Origin of the sequence: Bacillus sp. HMF5848 (assembly GCF_003944835.1) — a bacterium.
Classification (GTDB): domain Bacteria; phylum Bacillota; class Bacilli; order Bacillales; family HMF5848; genus HMF5848.
Genome location: NZ_RWIV01000001.1, coordinates 1,703,964 through 1,726,725, shown reverse-complemented (window position 1 = coordinate 1,726,725; position 22,762 = coordinate 1,703,964). Strand labels below are relative to the sequence as shown.

23 protein-coding genes are annotated in these 22,762 nt (G+C 34.7%); 11 read left to right on the top strand and 12 right to left on the bottom strand.

Annotated features, from left to right (window positions below; genetic code table 11):
* The first annotated feature begins 28 nt into the window (after window positions 1-28).
* Window positions 29-538, top strand: coding sequence for a DoxX family protein (locus EJF36_RS08160; protein WP_125905839.1), 510 nt, complete (start codon window positions 29-31; stop codon window positions 536-538).
* A gap of 113 nt (window positions 539-651) precedes the next feature.
* Window positions 652-1,482 carry a metallophosphoesterase gene (locus EJF36_RS08155; protein ID WP_125905838.1) on the top strand — a complete coding sequence of 277 codons (831 nt, stop codon included), beginning with the start codon at window positions 652-654 and terminating at the stop codon, window positions 1,480-1,482.
* A gap of 197 nt (window positions 1,483-1,679) precedes the next feature.
* Here the strand turns inward: EJF36_RS08155 and EJF36_RS08150 are convergent, their stop codons facing one another.
* The 5 genes from EJF36_RS08150 to EJF36_RS08130 all read right to left on the bottom strand — a co-directional run bounded on the left by EJF36_RS08150 (window position 1,680) and on the right by EJF36_RS08130 (window position 8,431).
* Window positions 1,680-3,719 carry a sensor domain-containing protein gene (locus EJF36_RS08150; protein WP_185806860.1) on the bottom strand — a complete coding sequence of 680 codons (2,040 nt, stop codon included), beginning with the start codon at window positions 3,717-3,719 and terminating at the stop codon, window positions 1,680-1,682.
* Between the two features lie 106 nt (window positions 3,720-3,825).
* On the bottom strand, window positions 3,826-4,173 hold the full coding sequence (locus EJF36_RS08145; RefSeq protein WP_125905836.1) for a fluoride efflux transporter FluC: 348 nt from the start codon (window positions 4,171-4,173) through the stop codon (window positions 3,826-3,828).
* A complete protein-coding gene (locus EJF36_RS08140; protein WP_125905835.1) occupies window positions 4,170-4,553 on the bottom strand; it encodes a fluoride efflux transporter FluC in 384 nt (127 codons plus the stop codon). Before EJF36_RS08140 ends, EJF36_RS08145 begins: the two co-directional genes overlap by 4 nt.
* A gap of 201 nt (window positions 4,554-4,754) precedes the next feature.
* Window positions 4,755-6,866: an RNA degradosome polyphosphate kinase gene (locus EJF36_RS08135; RefSeq protein WP_125905834.1), complete on the bottom strand. Its 2,112-nt coding sequence runs from the start codon at window positions 6,864-6,866 to the stop codon at window positions 4,755-4,757.
* A 41-nt stretch (window positions 6,867-6,907) separates the two neighbouring features.
* Window positions 6,908-8,431: a Ppx/GppA family phosphatase gene (locus EJF36_RS08130; protein ID WP_125905833.1), complete on the bottom strand. Its 1,524-nt coding sequence runs from the start codon at window positions 8,429-8,431 to the stop codon at window positions 6,908-6,910.
* 203 nt (window positions 8,432-8,634) lie between these two features.
* Between EJF36_RS08130 and EJF36_RS08125 the strand changes: the two genes are divergently transcribed.
* Window positions 8,635-9,102: a YkyB family protein gene (locus EJF36_RS08125; RefSeq protein ID WP_260471854.1), complete on the top strand. Its 468-nt coding sequence runs from the start codon at window positions 8,635-8,637 to the stop codon at window positions 9,100-9,102.
* Window positions 9,103-9,197: 95 nt separating this feature from the next.
* Here EJF36_RS08125 and EJF36_RS08120 read toward each other — a convergent pair whose 3' ends face one another.
* Entirely contained in the window at window positions 9,198-10,097 is a 900-nt protein-coding gene (locus EJF36_RS08120; protein WP_125905832.1) for a chemotaxis protein, read from the bottom strand.
* A gap of 340 nt (window positions 10,098-10,437) precedes the next feature.
* Between EJF36_RS08120 and EJF36_RS08115 the strand changes: the two genes are divergently transcribed.
* Window positions 10,438-11,715, top strand: coding sequence for an MFS transporter (locus tag EJF36_RS08115; RefSeq protein ID WP_125905831.1), 1,278 nt, complete (start codon window positions 10,438-10,440; stop codon window positions 11,713-11,715).
* Window positions 11,716-11,902: 187 nt separating this feature from the next.
* Here the strand turns inward: EJF36_RS08115 and EJF36_RS08110 are convergent, their stop codons facing one another.
* Window positions 11,903-12,550, bottom strand: coding sequence for a DUF429 domain-containing protein (locus tag EJF36_RS08110; protein WP_125905830.1), 648 nt, complete (start codon window positions 12,548-12,550; stop codon window positions 11,903-11,905).
* A 135-nt stretch (window positions 12,551-12,685) separates the two neighbouring features.
* Between EJF36_RS08110 and EJF36_RS08105 the strand changes: the two genes are divergently transcribed.
* From EJF36_RS08105 to EJF36_RS08095, 4 genes are all read left to right on the top strand, one after another.
* On the top strand, window positions 12,686-12,919 hold the full coding sequence (locus EJF36_RS08105; protein WP_125905829.1) for a hypothetical protein: 234 nt from the start codon (window positions 12,686-12,688) through the stop codon (window positions 12,917-12,919).
* A 98-nt stretch (window positions 12,920-13,017) separates the two neighbouring features.
* Complete coding sequence (locus tag EJF36_RS08100) at window positions 13,018-13,959, top strand: GGDEF domain-containing protein (protein WP_125905828.1); 942 nt, start codon at window positions 13,018-13,020, stop codon at window positions 13,957-13,959.
* Window positions 13,960-14,085: 126 nt separating this feature from the next.
* Window positions 14,086-14,238, top strand: a complete 153-nt coding sequence (locus EJF36_RS21475; RefSeq protein ID WP_185806859.1) for a hypothetical protein — start codon at window positions 14,086-14,088, stop codon at window positions 14,236-14,238.
* 82 nt (window positions 14,239-14,320) lie between these two features.
* Complete coding sequence (locus EJF36_RS08095) at window positions 14,321-15,475, top strand: aminotransferase A (protein ID WP_125905827.1); 1,155 nt, start codon at window positions 14,321-14,323, stop codon at window positions 15,473-15,475.
* 2 nt (window positions 15,476-15,477) lie between these two features.
* On the opposite strand, the gene EJF36_RS08090 is transcribed toward EJF36_RS08095, so the two are convergent.
* The 3 genes from EJF36_RS08090 to EJF36_RS08080 form a co-directional block, all read right to left on the bottom strand.
* A complete protein-coding gene (locus EJF36_RS08090; RefSeq protein WP_125905826.1) occupies window positions 15,478-16,953 on the bottom strand; it encodes an aminotransferase class V-fold PLP-dependent enzyme in 1,476 nt (491 codons plus the stop codon).
* A 346-nt stretch (window positions 16,954-17,299) separates the two neighbouring features.
* On the bottom strand, window positions 17,300-18,166 hold the full coding sequence (locus EJF36_RS08085) for an NAD(P)-dependent oxidoreductase (protein ID WP_125905825.1): 867 nt from the start codon (window positions 18,164-18,166) through the stop codon (window positions 17,300-17,302).
* A gap of 85 nt (window positions 18,167-18,251) precedes the next feature.
* The gene (locus EJF36_RS08080) at window positions 18,252-18,440 is read right to left on the bottom strand and encodes a hypothetical protein (protein WP_125905824.1); all 189 of its coding nucleotides are present in this window, start codon (window positions 18,438-18,440) and stop codon (window positions 18,252-18,254) included.
* Between the two features lie 122 nt (window positions 18,441-18,562).
* Between EJF36_RS08080 and EJF36_RS08075 the strand changes: the two genes are divergently transcribed.
* Window positions 18,563-19,231 (top strand): GNAT family N-acetyltransferase, encoded by a 669-nt coding sequence (locus EJF36_RS08075; protein WP_125905823.1) that lies wholly within the window; start codon window positions 18,563-18,565, stop codon window positions 19,229-19,231.
* Between the two features lie 200 nt (window positions 19,232-19,431).
* Here EJF36_RS08075 and EJF36_RS08070 read toward each other — a convergent pair whose 3' ends face one another.
* Window positions 19,432-19,698: a phosphocarrier protein HPr gene (locus EJF36_RS08070; protein ID WP_125905822.1), complete on the bottom strand. Its 267-nt coding sequence runs from the start codon at window positions 19,696-19,698 to the stop codon at window positions 19,432-19,434.
* 161 nt (window positions 19,699-19,859) lie between these two features.
* Here EJF36_RS08070 and EJF36_RS08065 point away from each other — a divergent pair, with 161 nt between their 5' ends.
* Both EJF36_RS08065 and EJF36_RS08060 read left to right on the top strand, forming a co-directional pair.
* The gene (locus EJF36_RS08065; protein WP_185806858.1) at window positions 19,860-20,648 is read left to right on the top strand and encodes an HAD family hydrolase; all 789 of its coding nucleotides are present in this window, start codon (window positions 19,860-19,862) and stop codon (window positions 20,646-20,648) included.
* A 757-nt stretch (window positions 20,649-21,405) separates the two neighbouring features.
* Window positions 21,406-21,645 carry a hypothetical protein gene (locus EJF36_RS08060; protein WP_125905820.1) on the top strand — a complete coding sequence of 80 codons (240 nt, stop codon included), beginning with the start codon at window positions 21,406-21,408 and terminating at the stop codon, window positions 21,643-21,645.
* A 279-nt stretch (window positions 21,646-21,924) separates the two neighbouring features.
* Here EJF36_RS08060 and EJF36_RS08055 read toward each other — a convergent pair whose 3' ends face one another.
* Window positions 21,925-22,749, bottom strand: a complete 825-nt coding sequence (locus tag EJF36_RS08055; protein WP_125905819.1) for a carbohydrate ABC transporter permease — start codon at window positions 22,747-22,749, stop codon at window positions 21,925-21,927.
* Window positions 22,750-22,762 lie beyond the last annotated feature (13 nt).

The window sequence follows — 22,762 nt, the reverse complement described above, 5'->3', positions numbered from 1 at the left end:
AAAATACCAAAAAAAGGAGCGGGTTGAAATGATCGTTAAATGGTTAAGAGAAAACAATATAGCGGCTGGGCTTATGGTTGTTTTTAGATTATATTTAGGCTATGCATGGTTAACGGCAGGTTGGAACAAAATTGTCGGTGGGTTTGATGCAAGTGGCTATTTAAAAGGTGCTGTTGGCAAAGCAACAGGGGATCATCCTGCTGTGCAGGGCTGGTGGGCTAGCTTCTTAGAAGGGTTCGCTATTCCAAACGTTGGATTATTCAACTTCCTCGTACCTTGGGGTGAATTTTTAGTAGGTATAGCTCTAATTCTAGGTATTTTCACAACATTCTCAGCACTGATGGGTATAGTCATGAATTTTGCTTTCATGTTTTCTGGTACAACAAGCACTAATCCACAGTTAACATTACTTACAATTTTCATACTAGTTGCAGGTGCTAACGCTGGAAAATTCGGCTTAGATTATTACGTACTACCTTATATCCGTAAAATCTTTAAAAAAGACACTTCTAATTCCGCTGTTACAAATAAAATATGAACGAAATAAATTCTCCTAGCAAAAACTTGCTAGGAGAATTTTGCTTTTCACAGCTAAAATTGCGGTTTATAATTGAAGAAGGCCGATAAACATATTACAAAGTAGGTACAAATGTGATTAAATTAGCAAAAAAATTGCTTGTGTCGTTTTTTCTTTTATTCTCTCTTTATGTGTATGCCCGTTTCATTGAACCTTCTTGGCTGCAAATCAATGAATATAGCATTCAACACCCCTTAATTCAAGAAGGGTTTAAAAACCTTACTATTGTCCAATTTAGTGACACACATCTTGGCCATTATTACAATATAGCCGACTTACAACACATTATTAATAAAATTAACAGTTTTCAACCCGATATAGTTTTTTTCACGGGAGATTTGATTGATCAACCCAATGTTTATACAGACGCAAATTTAATACCAGAAGTTCTTAAACAGCTAAATGCTCCTTTAGGCAAATTTGCCGTATATGGCAATCATGATCATGGTGGATACGGAACAGAGATTTACGAACAAGTTTTAGAGGATTCTAATTTTACACTACTTGTTAACGAAACAAGATCCATTACATTACTTGATGGGAGCACTTTTAATATCGTGGGAATTGACGACGCTATGTTTAAAAGAGAAGACTTTACTTTAGCAACATCAAAGCTCAACACCAATTCGTATTCTATATTACTCGCGCACGAACCTGATGTCTTTGAAGTTGCTGTTAATTATTCTATCGATTTACAATTATCTGGACATAGTCACGGTGGTCAAATCCAAATTCCTTTTGTTGGACCACTAATAACACCACCACAAGCAACCACATATTATGAGGGCTTTTATGAGCTTAAATCAGCAAAACTATACGTAAACAGAGGGCTTGGTACTACTAGACTTCCTTACCGATTCCTGGCACGCCCAGAAATCACTGTCTTTCACTTCGAACCGCAATGATGTATAACAGAAGAATAAAGAAATTAATTACAAACGATTAACAAAATGGTGTTTCCTCGAACCCCAAAAAGATACTGTTTTGTTTACGACCTTATTGTAAAGCACTTGTTAGTCACGCACTCTTGTATTACACTCACAGTTTAAACATCGCTTACCCATCACCTAGAAAACCGCGCAGTTCAAACTGCACGGCTCTTCTATTTTTTAAAGGGCTTTGGTTTACTGTAATAAAATCCTTGTGCTTTAATACAATGATTTTTCAACAAAAAATCTACCTGTTGTTTTGTCTCAACACCCTCTGCTATCACTTCTAAACCTAAGCTATTTCCTAGATGAATAATCGTTGTAGTGATTGCAGCATCTTTTTCATTTGTTGTAATCCCTTTTATAAAAGAGCGATCTATTTTTAACGAATGAATAGGAAACTTTCGCAAATAACTTAATGATGAATATCCTGTTCCAAAATCATCTATTGAAATTGTCACTCCGAATGCAGCTAATCTCTCTAAGGTAAGTAAAGTTCTCTCTGTATTATGTAAAACTGTCTCCGTAATTTCTACTTCTAATAGTTCAGGTGGTACATTGTACTTTCGTACCATGCTTTCGATCATGTCAACTAAGTTATCTTGTTGAAATTGCTTTGCGGACAAATTAACGGCGATAGGCTTTGCATTGCTCTTTTTCTGCAAACATTCTTTAAGCTGGCGACATGCTTCATTAATAACCCACTCACCTATTGGGATAATAAGTCCACTATCTTCAGCAAGTGGTATAAAATCAGCTGGTGAAATAAAACCTAACTGATGGCTACTCCAACGAAGTAAAGCTTCATAGCTTGTAACAGTATTTGTTATCATATTTATTCGCGGCTGATAATAAAGAGTAAATTCCTTATTTTCTATCGCCTTGCGCAATGCTGCTTCTAGTTGAACTTCTCTTTTAGAAGCTTTATACATCTCCAAACTATAAAACTGATAATGTGCCCTACCACAATCCTTCACACGATACATGGCTGTATCAGCATTGTTAATCAAAATTTGAGGCTCTTCTCCATCAGATGGATACAAGCTGATGCCTAAGCTAGCTGTAATATAGTACTCAACAGATCTTTTCAAGAAAAATGGTGAACGAAAGCAAGCTAGGATTTTTTCTGCACATAACTTAATCTCGTCTAATGAACTATCTGTCACAATAGCAATAAACTCATCACCACTCAATCTAAAAAGAGCAAGTTTTTCGTTTTCTATTAACTCTAATCGCCTCGCTACCTGCTGTAACAACTCATCTCCTGCGTAATGCCCCATTGTATCGTTAACCTTTTTAAATCTGTCTAGATCAAAATATATTACTGCCACTTGAGAATTAAATCGCTTCGCTTCTTCGACGGCATTATGTAAATAGTCTTTCAATGAAATTCTATTTCTCAGTCCTGTAACTTGATCATGATAAGCCATAAATCTTATCATTTCTTCTTTACTTAGTTGTTCTGTAATATCTCTAGCAATACCATATGCACCCTGTACATTACCCTTAACAACAATAGGTACTGCTTTAAGGTGTAGATAAATTTTGTGGCCACTTTTGTGGAGGGCTCTACAAACAGTCTCTGCGCTTTTACCATTAAAAATATCAGTCATTAAATTATTTATCTTGTTATAGTCTTCTTCGCTTATAAATTCATAAATTGACAACTTCAGCATACCAGTTTTGTAGCCCGTTATATGAGAGAATGGTGGATTAAAACCTTGAAATATGCCTGATTTATCAAAAGAAAAAATTGCGTCCAAATTATGGTCATACAAAGACTTATATCGCTGTTCACTCTCTTCAAGCTTTCGTTTTTCTATTATCTTATCAGTTATGTCTCGGGTTACACTGACGATATGTGTTACTTTTCCTGTATTACTTATAACAGGAGTTAATATAGACTCCTCATATTGACTTTGGCCCGTTTCACTCTTTGACGTATCTATAAAGCGTATTGATTTTTTATTACATAATACTTCTTTATAATACGTTTCTAGATCATTTGCTACTTTAATTGACAAAACATCTTTCATACATTTACCAATTGCTTCAGTGGAAACCCCTGCTTTTTTATAAGCTTTTTCATTCATATATAAATATGTAAATGATTCATCCGATTCCACTTTCATCACAAAAACAAGGTCGTCAATATATGTCAAGACAATATCAAATAGAATATCTTTTAACGAATCCGATGAACTAGCTAACATAATATCATGTCCTCGCATAAATATTTTTCGACTATTTCGACATAATAATATCATATTTTGACACTAAGGGCGAACTGCTATCTTTTTCTAATTTTGTAAGAAAACATCAGAACATTTGATAAGCTATAACAAAACTGAGAATACTTCCTACTAACGTACTACTAATATACAATAACAACGCTCTATAATTTCTTATTTTAAAATATTGAAGGGATTCCAAACTAAACGTTGAAAAAGTGGTAAATCCACCGCATATGCCTATTAAAAAAACACTGATATAGTTGCTTAAATTTGCATCAATTGTTAAGATGAGGGCTAACAAAGCTGAGCCTGTACAATTGACTAGCACAGTTGCTGTTAAACCTATACTTGGACGCATATATTTCGCCAAAATCATAGATGTTATATAACGAGCCATTGCTCCAATGCTTCCTCCAGCGATCGCCCAAATCATCCTTGTACCTTCCTCTGGTTATTTATTTTGTCTCCTAATGAGTCTCCAATTATAACAGCAAGAAAGCCCCCTGCAACAGATATTGTGACATAAAACACAGCAGTAATCATGGATACTTTCATTAAGCTTGTTACACCTGCTGAGAACGTTGACATCGTAGTTAATCCACCACACATCCCCGTCGTTAAAAACAAACGGAGACCTGTGTGGTCAAATAGGCTAGCAAATATAGCGATTAGAAAGCACCCGCTAACATTTGCAAATAACGTGCCGATTGGAAAATGAGTACTTGAAAACCACTGCTCAATACCTAGTCGGATTGCCATGCCTAATCCCCCACCTGCACCAACAAGCAGGACCAACTGAAAGTCTTTTATCATATTAACAACTCCTATTATGAAAAGTGCTACAAGGTACTAGCCTTATTGAAATATAATTAACACATTATAGTAACTCATTGTTCCAACACTCTTTGGGTGGAGGGCAATAACCCATTAACACTTAGCTCTGAATAAGATACAAATTTTTTATACATAAAAAACAAGGTTGCCCCATTTAGTAGACAACCTTTCAAAAGCATATTACTCTTCGTCTTCCATAACACTGTAGACAGCATTAAACAATGTCAATTGGGAATCAATCATAGCTTCATCTTGTTGCCTTGTTACGTAATGATATACACCATCTTTATCTTGTTCACGAGCTTTCATATTATCTTGTAAAACAATTGATAACATTTTATTAATGCGCTTTTTTATGAACCCTTCATAAATAGGAAATAGTATTTCAACTCGTTTAATCATATTCCTAGTCATCATATCAGCTGAAGATAAATACATTTTTTCTTCACCATTATGATGAAAATAAAATATACGAGTATGTTCAAGAAAGCGTCCCACTATACTACGAACACGTATGTTTTCACTAACACCTTTTATTCCAGGTTTTAAACAGCAAATACCTCGCACAATTAAATCTATCTTAACACCGGCACTAGATGCTTCATATAGCTTCATAATTAACGGTTTATCTGTTATGGAATTCATTTTGGCAATAATCCTACCATTTTTATATCTTTTGTGGAATTTAATTTCCTCATCAATCAGCTTAATGAACGTATCTCGTATATCAAATGGTGCTACTACTAAATGGTGATAATCAGGTTTTGCTGTATAGCCACTTAAATAATTAAAGAAATTAGTTGCATCTATACCGAACTTTCGTTTAGCCGTTAAAAGCCCCATATCTGTGTAAATTTTTGCCGTTTGATCATTGTAATTACCTGTGCCTAAGTGAACAAACCGTTCAATTTGTCCGTGCGTTCTACGAACGACAAGAGTAATTTTACTATGAGTTTTCAAGTGTGTCATACCATATATAACATGGCATCCAGCCTTTTCAAGCTCCTTTGCCCATTGCACATTATTTTCTTCATCAAAACGTGCTTTTAATTCAACCAATACAGTGACCTGCTTTCCATTTTCAGCCGCCCGCTTTAATGCCTCGATAATTGGAGAGTCACCACTTACTCGATATAACGTAGATTTAATTGCCAATACATTTTCATCATCTGCTGCATCAGATATAAAATCTATAACAGGTTCAAATGATTCGTATGGATGATGTAAAAAAATATCTTGTTCTAATAGTTTCTGAAAAATATCTTCATCAGATTTTAAATCTTTAGGTGGTTGAGGAATTAGAGCTTCATAAATTAAATTCTCTTTGTGTTGCTCTAACTCTTTATAAAATGAAAATAAAGCTGTTAAGTCCAAAGGACCATTTAACATGTATATATCTTTATCATGAACTTCTAGTGCTTTTAACAAAAACTGTAAAACACTTGGGTCTGCCCCTTTATCAGTAATTTCTAATCGAACAGCAGCCCCCCACTTACGCTTTTTTAACTCTTTCTCTATTTCACGTAGTAAGTCTCTGGCGCCTTCTTCATGTATAGTCATATCTGCATTTCTTGTAATGCGAAATTCAGTAGCACTCTTTATAGTAAATCCTTTGAATAGCTTATTAATATGAATGCGAATAACATCTTCAAGTAACATATATGCATACTCATCAGTCGAAGATGGAAGACGAATAAATCTGTTCAAAACTGAGGGAACTTGAACAATAGCAAGCTTTTCTTGTTCCTCAATCGGCGCCTGCTTATCTTCCAATAAAATAGCTAAATTTAGACTTTTGTTTAATAACATCGGAAATGGACGATATGCATCTACAGCCATTGGAGTTAGTACAGGGAATATTTGCTCATTAAAATAGTCTTCCAGAAATCTAAGCTGTGTGTCATTTAGTTCTTCCATTTTGCGGATATAAACATTTTCGTTTTGCAATTCCTGAACTAACACATTCTCAAAATATTCATAAGCTCTTAATACAAGTTGATGGTTTTTTTCCGATATTTGCTTAAGCTGTTGTTTAGGAGTTAGTCCTGCCTTGTTTTCTGGTTTATTATACCCAGCTTTTACTTGGTCTTTTAATCCTGCAACACGCACCATAAAAAACTCATCGAGATTGGATCCGAATATAGCTAAAAACTTTAACCGTTCTAACAACGGGTTATGATGATCAAAGGCTTCCTCTAACACACGCTCATTAAATGCTAACCAACTAAGCTCTCTATTGTTGTAATAATCAGGATTATCGTATTCAGTTAAATGCGAGTATCCATCTTCCATAGCACTATCCACCCTTTATTGTTGATAATCATCTTTTTTCTTCACACTGTAAAATTAAATAATATATTTCTTTTAATACATTTTTCTAGATGCTTTTTTTGTTTTTCCACTTGATATTCCTCAGCCATAGGATTTTTATTACAAAACACGTCAAAAATAACGCTGTTTTCATCCTGATACATTGAAATATCGTCGACAATATTTCGCTTTGTAGCATTCATACTGTAAGCAACCTTTAAAATAGAACCAAGTAATCGCAGCTTTTTCTGTTCTGTCTTCGTAAACCAGTTTTTAAAAGGACTAATATATTGCTTAAATACTTGCTTATTTTTATAAGAAGCTACTAGAGCTAATTTTACTCTGTCTCGATGTCGAAGACCGTCTATCGTTCGGTTTGCTAATAAATAAAATGTATGCTGACTCGATGCCTCTGCATCAATGTAGGACCCTAAATAAAACGCTAAGGCTGCTTTCCGAAGCAATAGACCGTCTCCCTCTGTTAAAGATGCAATCCCCTCTTCTTTTAAATGGGTGAATACCTTATTAGCTAAACTTAAACTGGACAAAGTGTATTGCAAATCAATATTAAAGTCCTGCTGAAGTTCAAAGCTGCTTTCTTCATAAATAGTAGGAAAATATTGAATAGACAGCGGTTTTAATAATTGCTCATAAAAAATTCCATCTCGTAAGCCTTTTCGACTTAAAACAAACATGGAAGCAGAAGACTCTTCATATAATGCATGAAATACTTGAACGGCTGGTAATATAATATCAGCTCTATCTTTTGAAAGGGCCTCAAGCTTTTGAAGATCTTCAAATGATTGAGATTGCATAAAAGCTAAGCTATCTACAATATCCTGCCCATTCATTTCATATAGATGAAGACCCGCAACAGGGTATTGTACGAGAAATTGATGAACCTGCACTAAGTTTCGTGCGCTACCACCTATTGCAATGATTGGTAAACGTCGATCTGTCAACCATGGGAGCATACCGAGCTGTTCTCGAACAAACGCCAATAGCTTTGTCCTTTCCTCTTCAGTTGGAATATCACTTTCAACAAATTGACGTTTCAAGGATAAAGCTCCAAACGGGAAACTATGATAGGCTATCAATTCGCGGTTTTTAAAATATGTAATCTCCGTACTTCCTCCACCTATATCAATTGTAATACCTTCTGTGTAAGGAGTAGAATTGTTAACAGCTAAAAATCCATAAAACGCTTCTTCGTATTCTGATAAAATTCTCAAACTAAAACCTGTTTCAGCTTCAACTGTTGTAATAATAGAAGCCTGATTTCTGGATTGACGTATTGTTGCAGTAGCAACACAAATAACATTTGTAACAAAATGATGGTTCATAATATCTCTATGAGTTCGTAAAGTTTGAACTAATAAATTTATACCAATCTCAGACAACACACCACTAGGTAGTAAATAGTCACGTAAACGAGCTACTTGCTTAATATTTTCAATCTCTTTGAACCGACCACTTTCATCAGAATCGTAAATGACTAATCGTATTGTATTCGAACCTATGTCTATAATGGCGAATTTAGTTTGCAATTAAAACATCCTTTTTTCTTATTTGTATAATAACGTTATTATATCATATTCAATTTTTTTCATTTTTTAAAACCTTGTAAATTTTAGACTCGTCGTTTATTTTTGTTAAAGTTGTTAGATAATTGTGAAATTATCAACAAATATGGTTGCATTTTTATCACAAGGTTGTATAATAATTATGAGAAACGAAAGGAGCGAACACTGTGAGTAAATACGATAAAGATAGCAAACCCTCTTCAACAATAGCTACGCCTGAAGACCTCGCAAAAGCAATCTTCATTGTAAACCGTCATGCTAAAACAGCACCCGACCCTAAATTTCTATATACATTAAAACGAAAAGCATTAGAAAAATTATTAGCTGAAGGTAAAGCTAAGAAAGAAGGGTTACACTTCTCTCGCAACCCACGAAATAGCCAACAGCAATCTGATGTTCTTGTTTCATTAGGAGGATTTTACTTCCATATGCCTCCTACAAAAGATGACTTCTCTAAGCTTCCACACTTAGGAACATTAAATAACTCATATCGAAACCCTAAAGTCCATATGTCTTTGTCATTGGCAAAATCTATACTAATTAAGTATGTAGGCGTAGAAGAAAGCAAACCACAAAGACGCAGGCCAACGTATCAAAAACCTGTATTTAAAAGGCTAGGACAATCTTATTTATAGTAAGTGCAAATATCTAAAATTTTGAGCTAGACATAGTCTATAACCCTTATTAGTGCAAAAACCTTGTGAATTAATATTCACAAGGTTTTTTCGTTTTATAAAATATATTTATCAATCATATCTACTAATTCAGCAATTTCTGGTTTACTAACTTGAGCATTTGCACCTACTACTTCACCTTTATGACGTAAGTCGTCTGTAATAAGCGATGAGAAGATAACAACCGGGAGCTTACTCAATCTATTATCAGCTTTAATACGTCTAGCTAAATGATGTCCATCCATCTGAGGCATTTCAATATCAGTAATAACTAGTTGAACATGTGATGTTACATCCTTATCGGCAATACTTTCTAAGTAATGTAAAGCGTCTTTACCATTCTCAAAAAACTCTAAGTTGCTATAACCGGCTTCACTCAAAGTGTCGAATAGAAGTTTACGAAGCATTGGTGAATCCTCAGCAACAACAAGCGATTTTTTTGAGCGATCAACTGTCGTTGCATTCTTTATTTTATCTACATTAAAGCCTGCATTAGGGTTTATATCAAAAATAATTTTTTCAAAATCGAGAAGTAAAATCATCTCATCATTTAGTTTAATAACTCCTGTTACATGAGATTCTAAACCTTGGTATAAATCAGATGGTTTTTCTATTTGTTCCCATGAAATACGATGAATTTGCGTAACATTATTAACATGAAATACAATCTTCTGCTTGTTAAATTCAGATACGATAAATTTATCATGTGAAGAGTCTGTAGAGGCCGAAAGACCAAGGGCACTTATCAAATTAACCACTGGTAAAACTTCGCCTCTTAATTCAATTATACCCTCAACATTAGGATGAGCATGAGGGATTTTTGTTACTGGTATAGGATTAATAATTCCTTTTACTTTAATAACATTAATGCCAAATTTATTGTTACCTATAGTAAACTCAACAATTTCTAATTCATTAGTACCACTCTCTAGTAATATACCTTTTTTCGAATCCATCCGTAACGTCCTTCCTGATTGGAGTTGTGTTAATTATATTATATGTCGAATTTTGCGAGAAAGGAAGGTTTGTACTCACAATTCTTTATATATATATATTGCAAAATACGGTGGCAGCTAAGTTAGTATTTTTTTGAATTACGTCCTAAGGCCAAGACAAATATTAACCTCGCACTTAAAACTGGGTTGTATAGGACCTTTTTTCTCTTTAGTTCAGGTTCTGCACTCCATAATATTGCTTCTTCACTTGAAATATTAAATTTATAATAATTTTTTGCAAAACTAGTAGATTTTTGGCTATGATTTGCTAAGCTAAAAGAAAAATACACTTGGAGGTCTTATGAAAAATAAAAAAGCGATTTTCGGTTGGACAATGTATGATTGGGCTAACTCTGCTTTTGCAACTACTGTTATGGCAGCAGTATTTCCAGTTTTTTATTATGACGTTGCTGCAAAAGGAGCTACAGAATCATTGGCAAGTTCTTATTATGGTTACTCCTCAGCCATCGCTGCTTTAATTGTTGCAATACTAGCACCAATATTAGGAGCAATCTCAGATTACAGTAGCTCCAAAAAGCAATTCCTTCGCTTTTTTGCCTACATGGGTATAATTGCCACGATTCTCATGTACTTTATCGGTGAAGGGCAATTTATATTTGCATCTCTATTGATGATTTTAGGTACCGTAGGGTTTTCGGGGGCTAACGTTTTTTATGATGCTTTCTTACCGGAAATTGCAGAAGAAAAGAATATTGATAAAGTATCAGCAAGAGGCTTTGCATTCGGATATATAGGTGGAGGTCTATTATTAATTGTCAATTTAGCAATGATAATGAAGCCTAGTTTATTTTTTCTACCTAATACACTTGTCGCTACTCAGATTTCTTTTGTTACTGTTGGACTCTGGTGGTTCGTATTTTCAATCCCTCTTTTTAGACATGTAAAAGAAAGAAAGCTACCAACTCAAACACAAAAGGGACAATACATAATAATTGGATTCGCTAGAATAAAAGACACATTTACAGAAATCCGCCATTATAAGCAATTATTCATATTTCTTATTGCATTTTGGTTATTTAATGATGGAATTTCCACAATTATCAAAATGGCAACTATTTACGGTAAAGATATAGGTATAGGCTCTACAGATTTAATTGCAGCGTTAGTAATCACACAATTTGTCGGTATTCCTTTTTCATTCTTGTTTGGCTGGTTGGCTTCAAAGATTACTGCTAAACGTGCATTAATACTCGCATTATGGGTCTATACAGCAATTGTTATTTTTGGTTATTTCATGTCGTCTGCTTTACATTTTTATATACTAGCAACATCAGTTGGTTTCGTTCAAGGTGGTGCCCAAGCATTAAGTCGTTCAATCTTTGGAAGTATGGTTCCATTGAATCGTAACGCAGAGTTTTTTGGCTTTTATGGTATTATGGGTAAGTTTTCAGCCATTTTCGGTCCATTTTTATTTGCATTAGTCGGACAACTTACAGGATCAAGTCGATTTGGTATTGTATCCTTAGTTCTCTTCTTTTTGATTGGTATTTACTTGTTAACAAAAGTGAATGTGGAAGAAGGCAAACTTGCTGCTCAGCAACCACGATTAACGCTGTAATATTAGAAAGCACAAGGGACGGCACTCAAGGTTCAACCCTTTTAACATGTCCCCCTACAAAGCAGACTAGCGGGACGAGTTATGTTCCTTAAGTAGCTTAAGACTTTATGTTTTGGCACAAATACTTAGACATGGATGATTATTTATACAGAACTTAAAAACTGTGCCAGGCCTTATCCGCCTGGCACTAACATATTAGTGGATAACGATGAAACGGTGGTTGCGCAGGATATATCCATTTATGGCGTCTTTCTTTATATTCATAGCAAGCGAAAGCCGCTAAACAAGCATCTAAATCATGATTAGATTCAATATGCTTAGTCTCTAGTCCACTTTCATGTAAGAAGAAAATGTGCTGAAGTATTTCTTCGTAATAATTATCACATTGCTTGTATGCTAATAAATGACGAGTGGACGGCGTAAGACGGAAAGCTAAAACGGCTCCGGGGTGAACTTCAACAATTTCGATTTGTTTATTATATTCATTTTTAAGTAAACTTGCTAAATACATGCCACGTAAAGTAATATATACCATTTTTGTTAAAGTTGGTGGCATGATTGACCCACTTTTCATTCCTAAATCTTTTATAACTTTTCTCAATTCTTTATCTTGTGCTCTATCTCCTCCTCCATCCTGATACGATAAAGGCGCATCAATAGCAATATTCACTTTTCCCTGCTTAACTAAGCCTCCAATAATCTCAAAAATATCACAATCTGATACATTCTTGTATAAACACTTATAAACAACCTTTTTATGTATCTCACAAAAAACTGCCAAAGATGTATCTTTTTTGTTGGCTGGGCCAGATAAATCTATTCCTACATAATACAATTTTCATACTCCCTCACCTTTTTATATTCATAAACATGAACATTGTAATAACTAGTTACCTATACTATAGCAAAGAGGCCATTTTACACATAATAACTAAAAAGAAAACTTTTTTATAACGAGGAGTTGATATACATGAATAGAAACTCTATGATAGGTTCAGCCTGGGTTGGTAAGCATGTCGTAATGATTACGTGTGATATTAAGAATAATCGCTTTTTAAGAATTTCCTCTAGTATACATGCCCCTATGGAACCGGTGCATGTAACATGTGCAGAAACGATTGCACAATTTCTTAGAATTGGCTACCAAATTTCATATGTCACCGCTCTTAATTCTGAGGAAACTCTGTTTATACTCACTCAATAGTAAATATTCACAAACAAATTTACACTAATTTTACAGTTACTCCCCCCTGACTTATAGTACAATAGTAACAGGATGTCCCTGTTAGGAGTGTAACGACATTGACAACGCATATTGGTGAAATAGTGGAAAATGTTCCCGTGATCACAAGCAGTGTAAAAAGCTTTGAAGTAAGTCACACCTTTGATAAAGACTCAAATATTGATGGCATTGTAGTGGTAGATAACGATTATCCTGTAGGGTTAGTTATGCGTACTCATTTTTTCGAGAAGCTTTCAACCCGCTATGGTTTTGATGTCTTCATGGGTCGAAGAATAGATTTAATTATGGATAAAAATCCATTGGTTGTAGACTTCTATATGCCAATAACAGATGTTAGTAGATTAGCAATGGAACGAGCACAAAAGCATTTGTATGACTTTGTAATCGTTACACTAAATAATCAATATAAAGGAACTATTAGCATTCGAAATTTGTTAATTAAATTTGCCGAAACCCAAATTAGTGCTGCAAAATATGCCAGTCCATTAACCGGTCTTCCTGGTAACCTATTAATTGAACAAAATTTAAATAATGTTCTAAATTCAGATTCACCATTTAGCATTTTATATATTGACCTTGACAAGTTCAAAGCATATAACGATACGTTCGGCTTTCAGAAGGGTGACAAACTCATAAAGGAAACAGCAAACATTATCTGTAAAAACATATCCCTGCATGAACAAGACGGTGCATTCGTTGGTCACATTGGTGGCGATGACTTTATTGCTCTTATTAACCATCACAATTACAAATCTTTGTGTGAATCTATTATTTTAGACTTTGATAATGTAGTAAAATCTTTATATGATGAATCCCCCGCAATTTCTATAGACGAGCAGAGCTCTACTGTTGCGATATCTATTGCTGTTATCACAAACAAACAACAAATCTTTACGACATTAGATATGATTAGTGAAACAGCGGCAAACGTTAAAAAGATTTGTAAATCTAAGTTCAAAAGCTGTTATCATGGGAATGAATCGATACTTGAATCTTTATAAACCGTCTGTATACGTTTGCATTATGGCAATACTATGAACATTACTGATCATCTATAGACGCTTTCTAATATTCCTTATAAAATCTTCAATGTGAGTCTTTAAATATGTAAACATTGAGGTGCCGATATGAAAGGAACAGCTATTGTTATTGATGCTGATAACCGAAAACATATTTTTGAAGGAATTGAAAAATCCTTTTTCGATCAGCTTAAAGAAGTATATAAATACTCTCGATGCTTCTGGTATAATGATGAAATAGATTGGGATTTTGGATATTAATATTGTATAATTAAACTAAGCTGGTTGTCATGCACAACCAGCTTTTTCTTTACTATATTCGCTAGAAGGAACTGATTTAAATATGGAGCAACTTATTAATAAAAATGTTCAAAACATTCAAATCTCAGGGATTCGTAAATTTTTTAACATGGTTGCTAATTATAATGATGTTGTGTCACTTACAATTGGACAGCCTGACTTTCCTACACCAAACCACGTTAAACAGGCAGGAATAAATGCCATTAAAGAAAATCACACGACATATACACACAATGCTGGCGTACTCGAATTAAGACAAGCAGCTAGTCATTTTTTCCAAAATAAATATAATCTTAACTACAACCCCGAGAATGAAATAATAACAACAGTCGGTGCAAGCCAAGCTATTGACATTGCATTTCGAACTATACTCGAGCCTGGAAGTGAAGTTATTCTTCCTGTCCCAATATACCCTGGCTATGAACCACTGATAAAGTTGAGTGGTGGTGTTCCAATGTATATAGATACATCCGAACATAGCTTTAAACTTACAGCTGACCTTATTGAAAAACACATAACAGAGAAGACTCGTTGCATTATTTTGCCTTATCCATCAAATCCTACCGGTGCAACGTTATCTCAACAAGAAATAGCTGACATAGCGACACTTTTAAAAGGTAGAGATATTTTTATTTTATCAGATGAGATTTATAGCGAACTTACGTATGAAGGCACCCATACATCCATTGCGGAAGTGCTCAGAGAACAGACCATTGTAATTAACGGGCTATCTAAATCACACTCCATGACAGGCTGGCGCGTTGGCTTTGCAATGGCACCTGAATTTATTACGAGGCACATGTTAAAGGTTCATCAATATAATGTAAGCTGTACGTCATCAGTTAGTCAATTTGCTGCACTAGAAGCCCTAACCGTCGGACAAAACGATGCCATTAATATGAAACGAGAATATACAAATAGACTGGATTACGTCTATAACCGTCTTGTTAATATGGGCATAGACACTACAAAGCCTACCGGGGCATTTTACATATTTCCTTCAATAGAAAAGTTTCAGCTTAACTCCTTTGATTTTGCTGAAAAACTTGTTAAAGAAGCAGGTGTTGCTGTTGTACCTGGTAGTGCCTTCTCGAACTGGGGCGAGGGCTACATTCGAATTTCGTATGCTTGCTCCATGAATACATTAGAAAAGGGCTTAGATCGTTTCGAAACTGCTATTAAAAAATGGAGCTTGTAACATTACGTTACAAGCTCTTTTTTGTGGGTGAAGTGATTTGTTTTTTCATTGTAGACATAATCATCGCACCACTTGTCTTTAAACTTCATTATCTCTTTTATTGCATTAATAATTGTGTATATTTCATAGTTAGTCATAGTAGGATGAATTGATAACCTAACCCAGCCAACCTTAGCAGATTGTTCTCCCTGATCTAAATAATCGGTCATCAATTTAGAAGATTGTTTATTTATTGAAAATAAGTAATGGCCATACGGACCAGCACATGAACATCCTCCTCTAGCTTGAATACCATAGCGATCATTTAATAGCTTCACAAATAAATTATAATGAATGTCTTTTGCTACAAAAGAAACAATCCCTAATCTCTCAATACGTTCTGCAGCAAACACGTAGATACCAGGGGTTGACACTAGATTATCTAGTAAAAGAGCTATGAGCTCCTTTTCACGATTATACATGTGCTTACTCCCCATTTGTTCTTTTAATTGAATGGCATAACTAGCTTTAATAGTCTGTAAAACAGGGGGAGTTCCGCCATCCTCACGTTTCTCTATATTACTTAAGTACTGATGCTTTCCCCAAGGGTTAGTCCAAAGGACTGTACCTCCACCTGGATGATCGGGTGTCATCCGATTATATAAAGAAGAACAAAATATTAAAACGCCCGTCCCTCCAGGACCACCTAGCATTTTATGACAAGAAAAATAAATTGCATCAAGCTTTTCTTCATCACTTGGATGCATATCAATATCAACGTAGGGGGCTGATGTAGCAAAATCAATAAAACAAACACCGTTATATTTGTGTAAAATTCTAGCCATCTCATGATAAGGAGTCATGATACCTGTTACATTAGAGCACGCGGTAAAAGCCCCAATCTTCGCTTCCCTATTCTCATATCGCTGTAATAGCTCCTCTAAATGCCCTAAGTCGGGAAGGCCCTCTTTGTTAGGTCTCACCTGAACGACGTCAGCAATTGTTTCTCTCCAAGAAATCTCATTGGAATGATGCTCCATATGTGTGACAAAAACAACTGGACGTTTTCTCATTGGTAAGTTAACAGATGAAATAAGTTGATCTGGAAGCCTCAGACCGAGTATACGTTGTAATTTATTCACAGCAGCGGTTGTACCCGAACCTTCACATATGAGTATATCACTCTCTCTTGCATTTACATGTTTTTTTATAACTTGACGTGCTTTTTCGTAAGCAGCTGTTGTGAGCTTTCCAGTAATTGTTTCTTCACTGTGTGGATTGGCATAGAAAGGCGCTATGTTGGATAATAACTTGTTCTCAATCGGTTTGTACAATCTACCACTTGCTGTCCAATCGGCATATATAAGTGGAAATTCACCATATGGGGTTTGAAAAATTTGTCCGTGTCCTATTGTATTTTGTCTAAACTGATCAAAATATTGTTCTAATTCTCCAAACATAGAAAATGAGTTTGTACCGATTGATATTGACATTTCCATGAAGCTAGCTCTCCTTTCCCTTCCATGCTATAAACTATGTTCAAAACAATTATGGGTGCACGTAGTGAAAGTGAAATACTAAGAAACATTATTAGAAAAGCGCAAGCGCCTTGTTCAGCCCGATCAGCCTTAAGCCCCCCGAAGGAAGGGCTTTCCCTCCGGACAGGGGTGGCTTAAGACCTCGAGCTGTGAAAAGCATTATATTCATATCATCCTTTTCACAAGATACTCAAGGAAGATTATTCATAGATGAAAAACTGGCTAGGCGATTGAACTAAACACTAATCTAAGTAAAAAAACGTTAAAAAGCTGTCCTATTTGGTAAAACTAATAGGAGAGCACCTTTTTATTTAAAGTAATACTTATATAATGCTTGTGTCCCGCTATTTTCTTCCCCTCGACTTGCAAGAATATCATATAGCTCTTTTGAAAGCTTTAACCCAGGTGTTTGTAAGCTCATCTTCTCTGCCTCTTCTAATGCAATTGTCATATCTTTGATAAAATGCTTTATGAAAAATCCTGGTTCAAAGTCGCTCTGAATCATTCTCGGTGCTAAGTTTGATAAAGACCAACTTCCCGCTGCTCCTTGTGAAATTGTTTGTAGGACTTTTTCTGGATCTAATCCCGATTTTGTTGCATAAGACATTGCTTCGCTTACACCAAGCATTGTAGAAGCAATGGCAATTTGGTTACACATCTTTGTGTGTTGACCACTGCCTGCCGGACCTTGATAAACAATATTTTGACCAAGCACTTCGAATATCGGCTTCATTGCTTCAAAGGCTCCTTCATCGCCTCCAACCATAATAGACAAACGAGCGTCTCTAGCACCTATATCTCCACCTGACACTGGTGCGTCAAGGGAATATATACCTCTTTTATCAGCTTCCTCAAAAATTTCTTGCGCTAAAGAAGGGGTTGACGTTGTCATATCAATTACATACGTACCACTCAATGCATGGTGAAGAATACCTTGTTCTCCTAAATACACTTCCTCCACATCATTTGGATACCCTACAATAGTTATAACAACATTATTATTTTTAGCAATTTCCGCTGGGGATTGAGCCCATGTAGCACCTGCCTCAATTACAACCTTTGCTTTTTCAGGAGTTCTAGTATACACTGACACCTCATAACCCGCTTTAATTAAATTAATAGCCATACTTCTCCCCATCACACCGGTACCTATAAATCCAATTCTATTATTCATTAAACAACACACCTTCCTTTCCCTGTATACATAAAAAATACCACAGCGCAACTGACTGTGGTAGGAATATATATACAATGCTCTCTTATTCCATCAACTTTGAAAAATCTTTCATATTTTCGTCTGGTTGTAATTTAGCTTGAAAGGGCTGTTTTTTCTTTTCAATAGCAATGCCGATATTATGACTATATGCTCCCGAATCCTGGATGATATTTTCGTGTTCTCCATCAGGATGCGCATGCACTTCACCCGTTGAAACATCACGTTCTCGCATACACTCAACTCCTTTAAGTATAGATTGTGTTAGAAGAGTGGAAATTATCATCTAAAATGAACTTCTTTTAATTACTACTAACTTTATGCTATATGTTAAAATATTTTTTTGAGGTGATTATTATGAGCTATAAAAAAGAGTTCTTTGTTTTTGATGGTACAAAACCACGCAAAACAATAATTCGTTCTTACAAACATGATGATTTTGATGATTTAATCCGTGTGCAGAAAGAGAGCTTTCCCCCTCCATTCCCCTCTGAGTTATGGTGGAATGAAACGCAGCTTGCAAATCATGTGGAGTTATTCCCTGAAGGAGCATTATGTATTGAGGTAGATGACCATATTTGCGGATCAATGACAGGGTTACTAGTTAATTATGAACCATCTGACCCTGATCATTCTTGGGAAGACATTACGAATAATGGATATATTCGTAATCATAACCCTGATGGAAATACATTATACGTTGTTGATATATGTGTATCACCCGCCTACCGGAAGCTTGGTTTAGGTAAATGGCTTATGTTTTCAATGTATGACGTTGTAGTACATAAACATCTAAAACGCCTATTAGGCGGAGGAAGGGTACCATCCTATCATAAATTTAGTGACAAATTATCAATTGAAGAATATGTAAATGAAGTAATAAAAGGCACTATTCAAGATCCCGTTATGACGTTTCTATTGCGCTGCGGCAGAACACCCGTTAAAGCAGTTGAAAACTACTTAGAGGACGAAGAATCATTGAATCATGCTGTTTTGATGGAATGGAAAAACCCATTCGGTAACTAAAAACCATATAAACTAACTCCATTCATTCTAAGCTTGATTAAGACCATTATGGCTTATTTTAGATAGGAATAGAGAGTCATCAGTTCAACAAGCTATAACATAAAAGAAACTCGTTCGCTTTAGCTCTGGGTATAATATAAATATTTATTGATGAAAAGAAGTCAGCAAAATGTTTGCTGACTTCTCGTATGTAGCCTTTATTATTCGCCAAGATTTTCTTTTTTTATAGCTTCTGTTAACCCATCAAGTGCTTCTTGCTCGTCATTACCCTCAACCTTGATTGTAATAGTAGCACCCTTTGGAATACCTAGTGACATAACACCCATAATTGATTTTAAATTTACTGAACGACCATTATACTCTAGTTGAATTTCTGAATCATAACGGCCAGCAGCTTGAACTAGTAATGTAGCAGGACGAGCATGTAAACCCGTATCATTAGTTATTGTAAAAGTTTTTTCTGCCATTTTTAAATCTCCTTTTTTAAATAAGTTTTCTTTTAGTGTTACAAATTTTCTAGTTTTGATACAATACTACTTGTATCATAATTATATTTCGACAAAAATTTTATTTACCCTTCTTATATTTACATTTTTTTATGATAAAAAACTGCTTGGAGGAATACATAATGATTAAACTGTTTGCATGTGACCTTGATGGTACTTTACTAACTGAACACAATCAAATTTCAACAGCTGACATAGAAGCTTTACATCATCTTTTAGAAAAGGGTGTTGAAGTAATAATTGCATCTGGCCGAAAAGACTATGATATTAAGAAAGTAATAAATATGATTGGCTCATCATGCCATCGCGTTAGTCAAAATGGAGCTTTCGCTTACTTGAAAAATGATACTCATTTACACGCAACAACGTTTCCTAAAGAGGCTTCTATTGAGATTTTCAATTTCATTAAGTCATTTCCCGTCGTTCCCATTGTCTCCACGGAAGATGAAGAATTTATCGAACAGGATGATCCCCACTTAAAGCAAATTGAGCACAAACTGTTTTCACCTGTAAAAATTGACAAGCAGCTTCCTTTAAAAGTTGGACAAACAATTGTGCCTTCAAAATTTATTGTAAACGGAAGCTTTGATGTACTATCATCGTTACGCACTGATTTACTTTCAACATTCCCCAATACCGTTGATGCGTTTATTTCAGGTGAACACGTTCTTGATGTAGCACCAAAGTATACTAACAAAGGGAACGCGATAGCTTCTATTATGAGCGATATGAATATTGAGCGTTCAGAATTGGCATGTATCGGTGACGCTTTTAATGATATATCTATGTTTGAATTAACTCCACATAGTTTTGCCATGACGAATGCACACCCGGATGTAAAGCAAAAAGCAACATATGTTGTTGATTCTGTTTCTGAAGCAATAGAAATATTAAAAAAAGAGATTGATTAGTTTTCATATAAACCGATTGTGAAGCAGGAAACGGACAAGGCTAATAACATAGTAAATCTATACAATAACGCAGAGGGGTAACCTCTGCGCCCTTTCGATATTTCTATGACTTCATATTCTACCAATTGTACCTATATGTTTTAAAAAATATAACTTTAGAAGCATTTGTACTATCTTCATTATATGACCATTATAACTTCCTACGAATTCTTCAATAACTTCAAACCCTTCTGCTTCATAAATATATCTTGTTCTCCTTTGCAACATTTACAATGATATCTTTAACAATATCTACTAGTCCATATCATAACAATTCTAGACCTATTCCTTTACTTGGTATTCAGATTAAATATTTGTTGCACCTATTCCACCTTTTCCATCTCTGTTTACTAATGAAATTCAGTAAAACTACTACATCCGCATTGTGTTTAGCTACACAAAAATAAGGTCTTTCCATACGTTGTTGCATTAAAGTATAGTAAATTCTATGCTCTCGTTAAGCATAAACCAAATAAACTTAATCTAATTAATCTAATTTTCAATCTCCTCAAAATAAATTTGATTCTTTTGGTGCACACTTTAAGAATCTTCAATAGATCCGACATTAGTTATCATGAATGTAAAAAAACTCGGCTGAATGTGAGAAGAATATATTAAGCTTGCGGCTGCAAAATAAAGGACAAGTATGTGCTAGTAAGGGCACATCAAAATCTTTTCTAAGTAGATTTTTTTCTATAAAGGAGAGGATACAATAAAAATGGAAAACATATCAAACAAAGTTCACATCGGCGAATTAATAGCTGTTTCGAATTTTTTTAAATTAAATACTTATCGAATGATTACATTATTAGAAAACGGCGTAATGGAAATATTTGAAAAAAAGGAAGATTTCTTCAATCACTATCGTGAGGAGGAAAGAAATGACGAATTAGATTGGTGTGAATTAAATAATGGAAAAATCTTTACTAAACCAAAACACGTAGAGGAAACGGAATAAAACAAATCAAAATGTTAACATAAGCCATTCTTTTTTTTCGTTATCTAAAAGTGTTTTTTCCACAAACACATACCGTTCTCGGATGATTTTGAAACTGGTTATAAAGAAAAATTTTCGACAATGTTTATTACCGCATATTTTTGAGTGTAACCAATACGTAATAGCATCTTGATAAGTCCTTCGCTAACTTTTAAGTCGTACAACAAATAAAAATAAACAAGCGAATTTTTCAAGAGAATTCGCTTGTTTATATGACAATTGATTTTTAGTTTTACTATCTTATTTTCCACCCGTAAAAGAAACTCCTTTTATAAAATACCTGTTTAAGAAAGTATACAAAATTAATACAGGTAGCGTTGACACCATTGATGCTGCCATAATCAAATTCCAATAACTTATATATTGCCCTTTAAATGTATTAAGTCCTAAAGGCAAAGTAAATAATTCAGGACTTGATAATACAATTAAAGGTCTTAAAAAGTCATTCCAGGAACCCATAAATACAAATATCGCTTGAGCTGCAAGCGCAGGTCGGGCAAGAGGTAATACAATTCTAAAAAATGTCCCAATTCTTGATAATCCATCAAGAGCAGCTGCTTCTTCAAGCTCTTTAGGAAAATTAATAAAGAACTGACGCATCATGAAGATAAATGTAGCATTAATCATGGTAGGCACAATCATTCCATGGTATGAGTTCAGCCATCCTAACGATTTTAGTATTAAATAGTTTGGAATCATTGTTACCTGAGCAGGAATCATTAGCACAGCTAAAATAATGATAAATAAAGATTTGCGTCCTGGGAAGCTTAATCTTGCTAATGCATACCCAGCCATTGAGTTAAATATTAGATTTAAAGCTGTAACAGACCCAGCAATTACAAAGCTATTAAACACCCATCTTGGAAACAATTCTTGATTAATAAAGATTTGCTTATAGTTATCAAACGTAAAATCTTTAGGAATAAATGAAATAGCACCACTAACAATCTCTTCTAACGTTTTAAAAGATGAAGATAAGGCCCAAAGAAATGGAATAAACGTGATAATGGCATACAATACTAAAATGACATATAAAAAACTTTTACCAATACTAGTTTTCTTCATAACAGTATCCCTC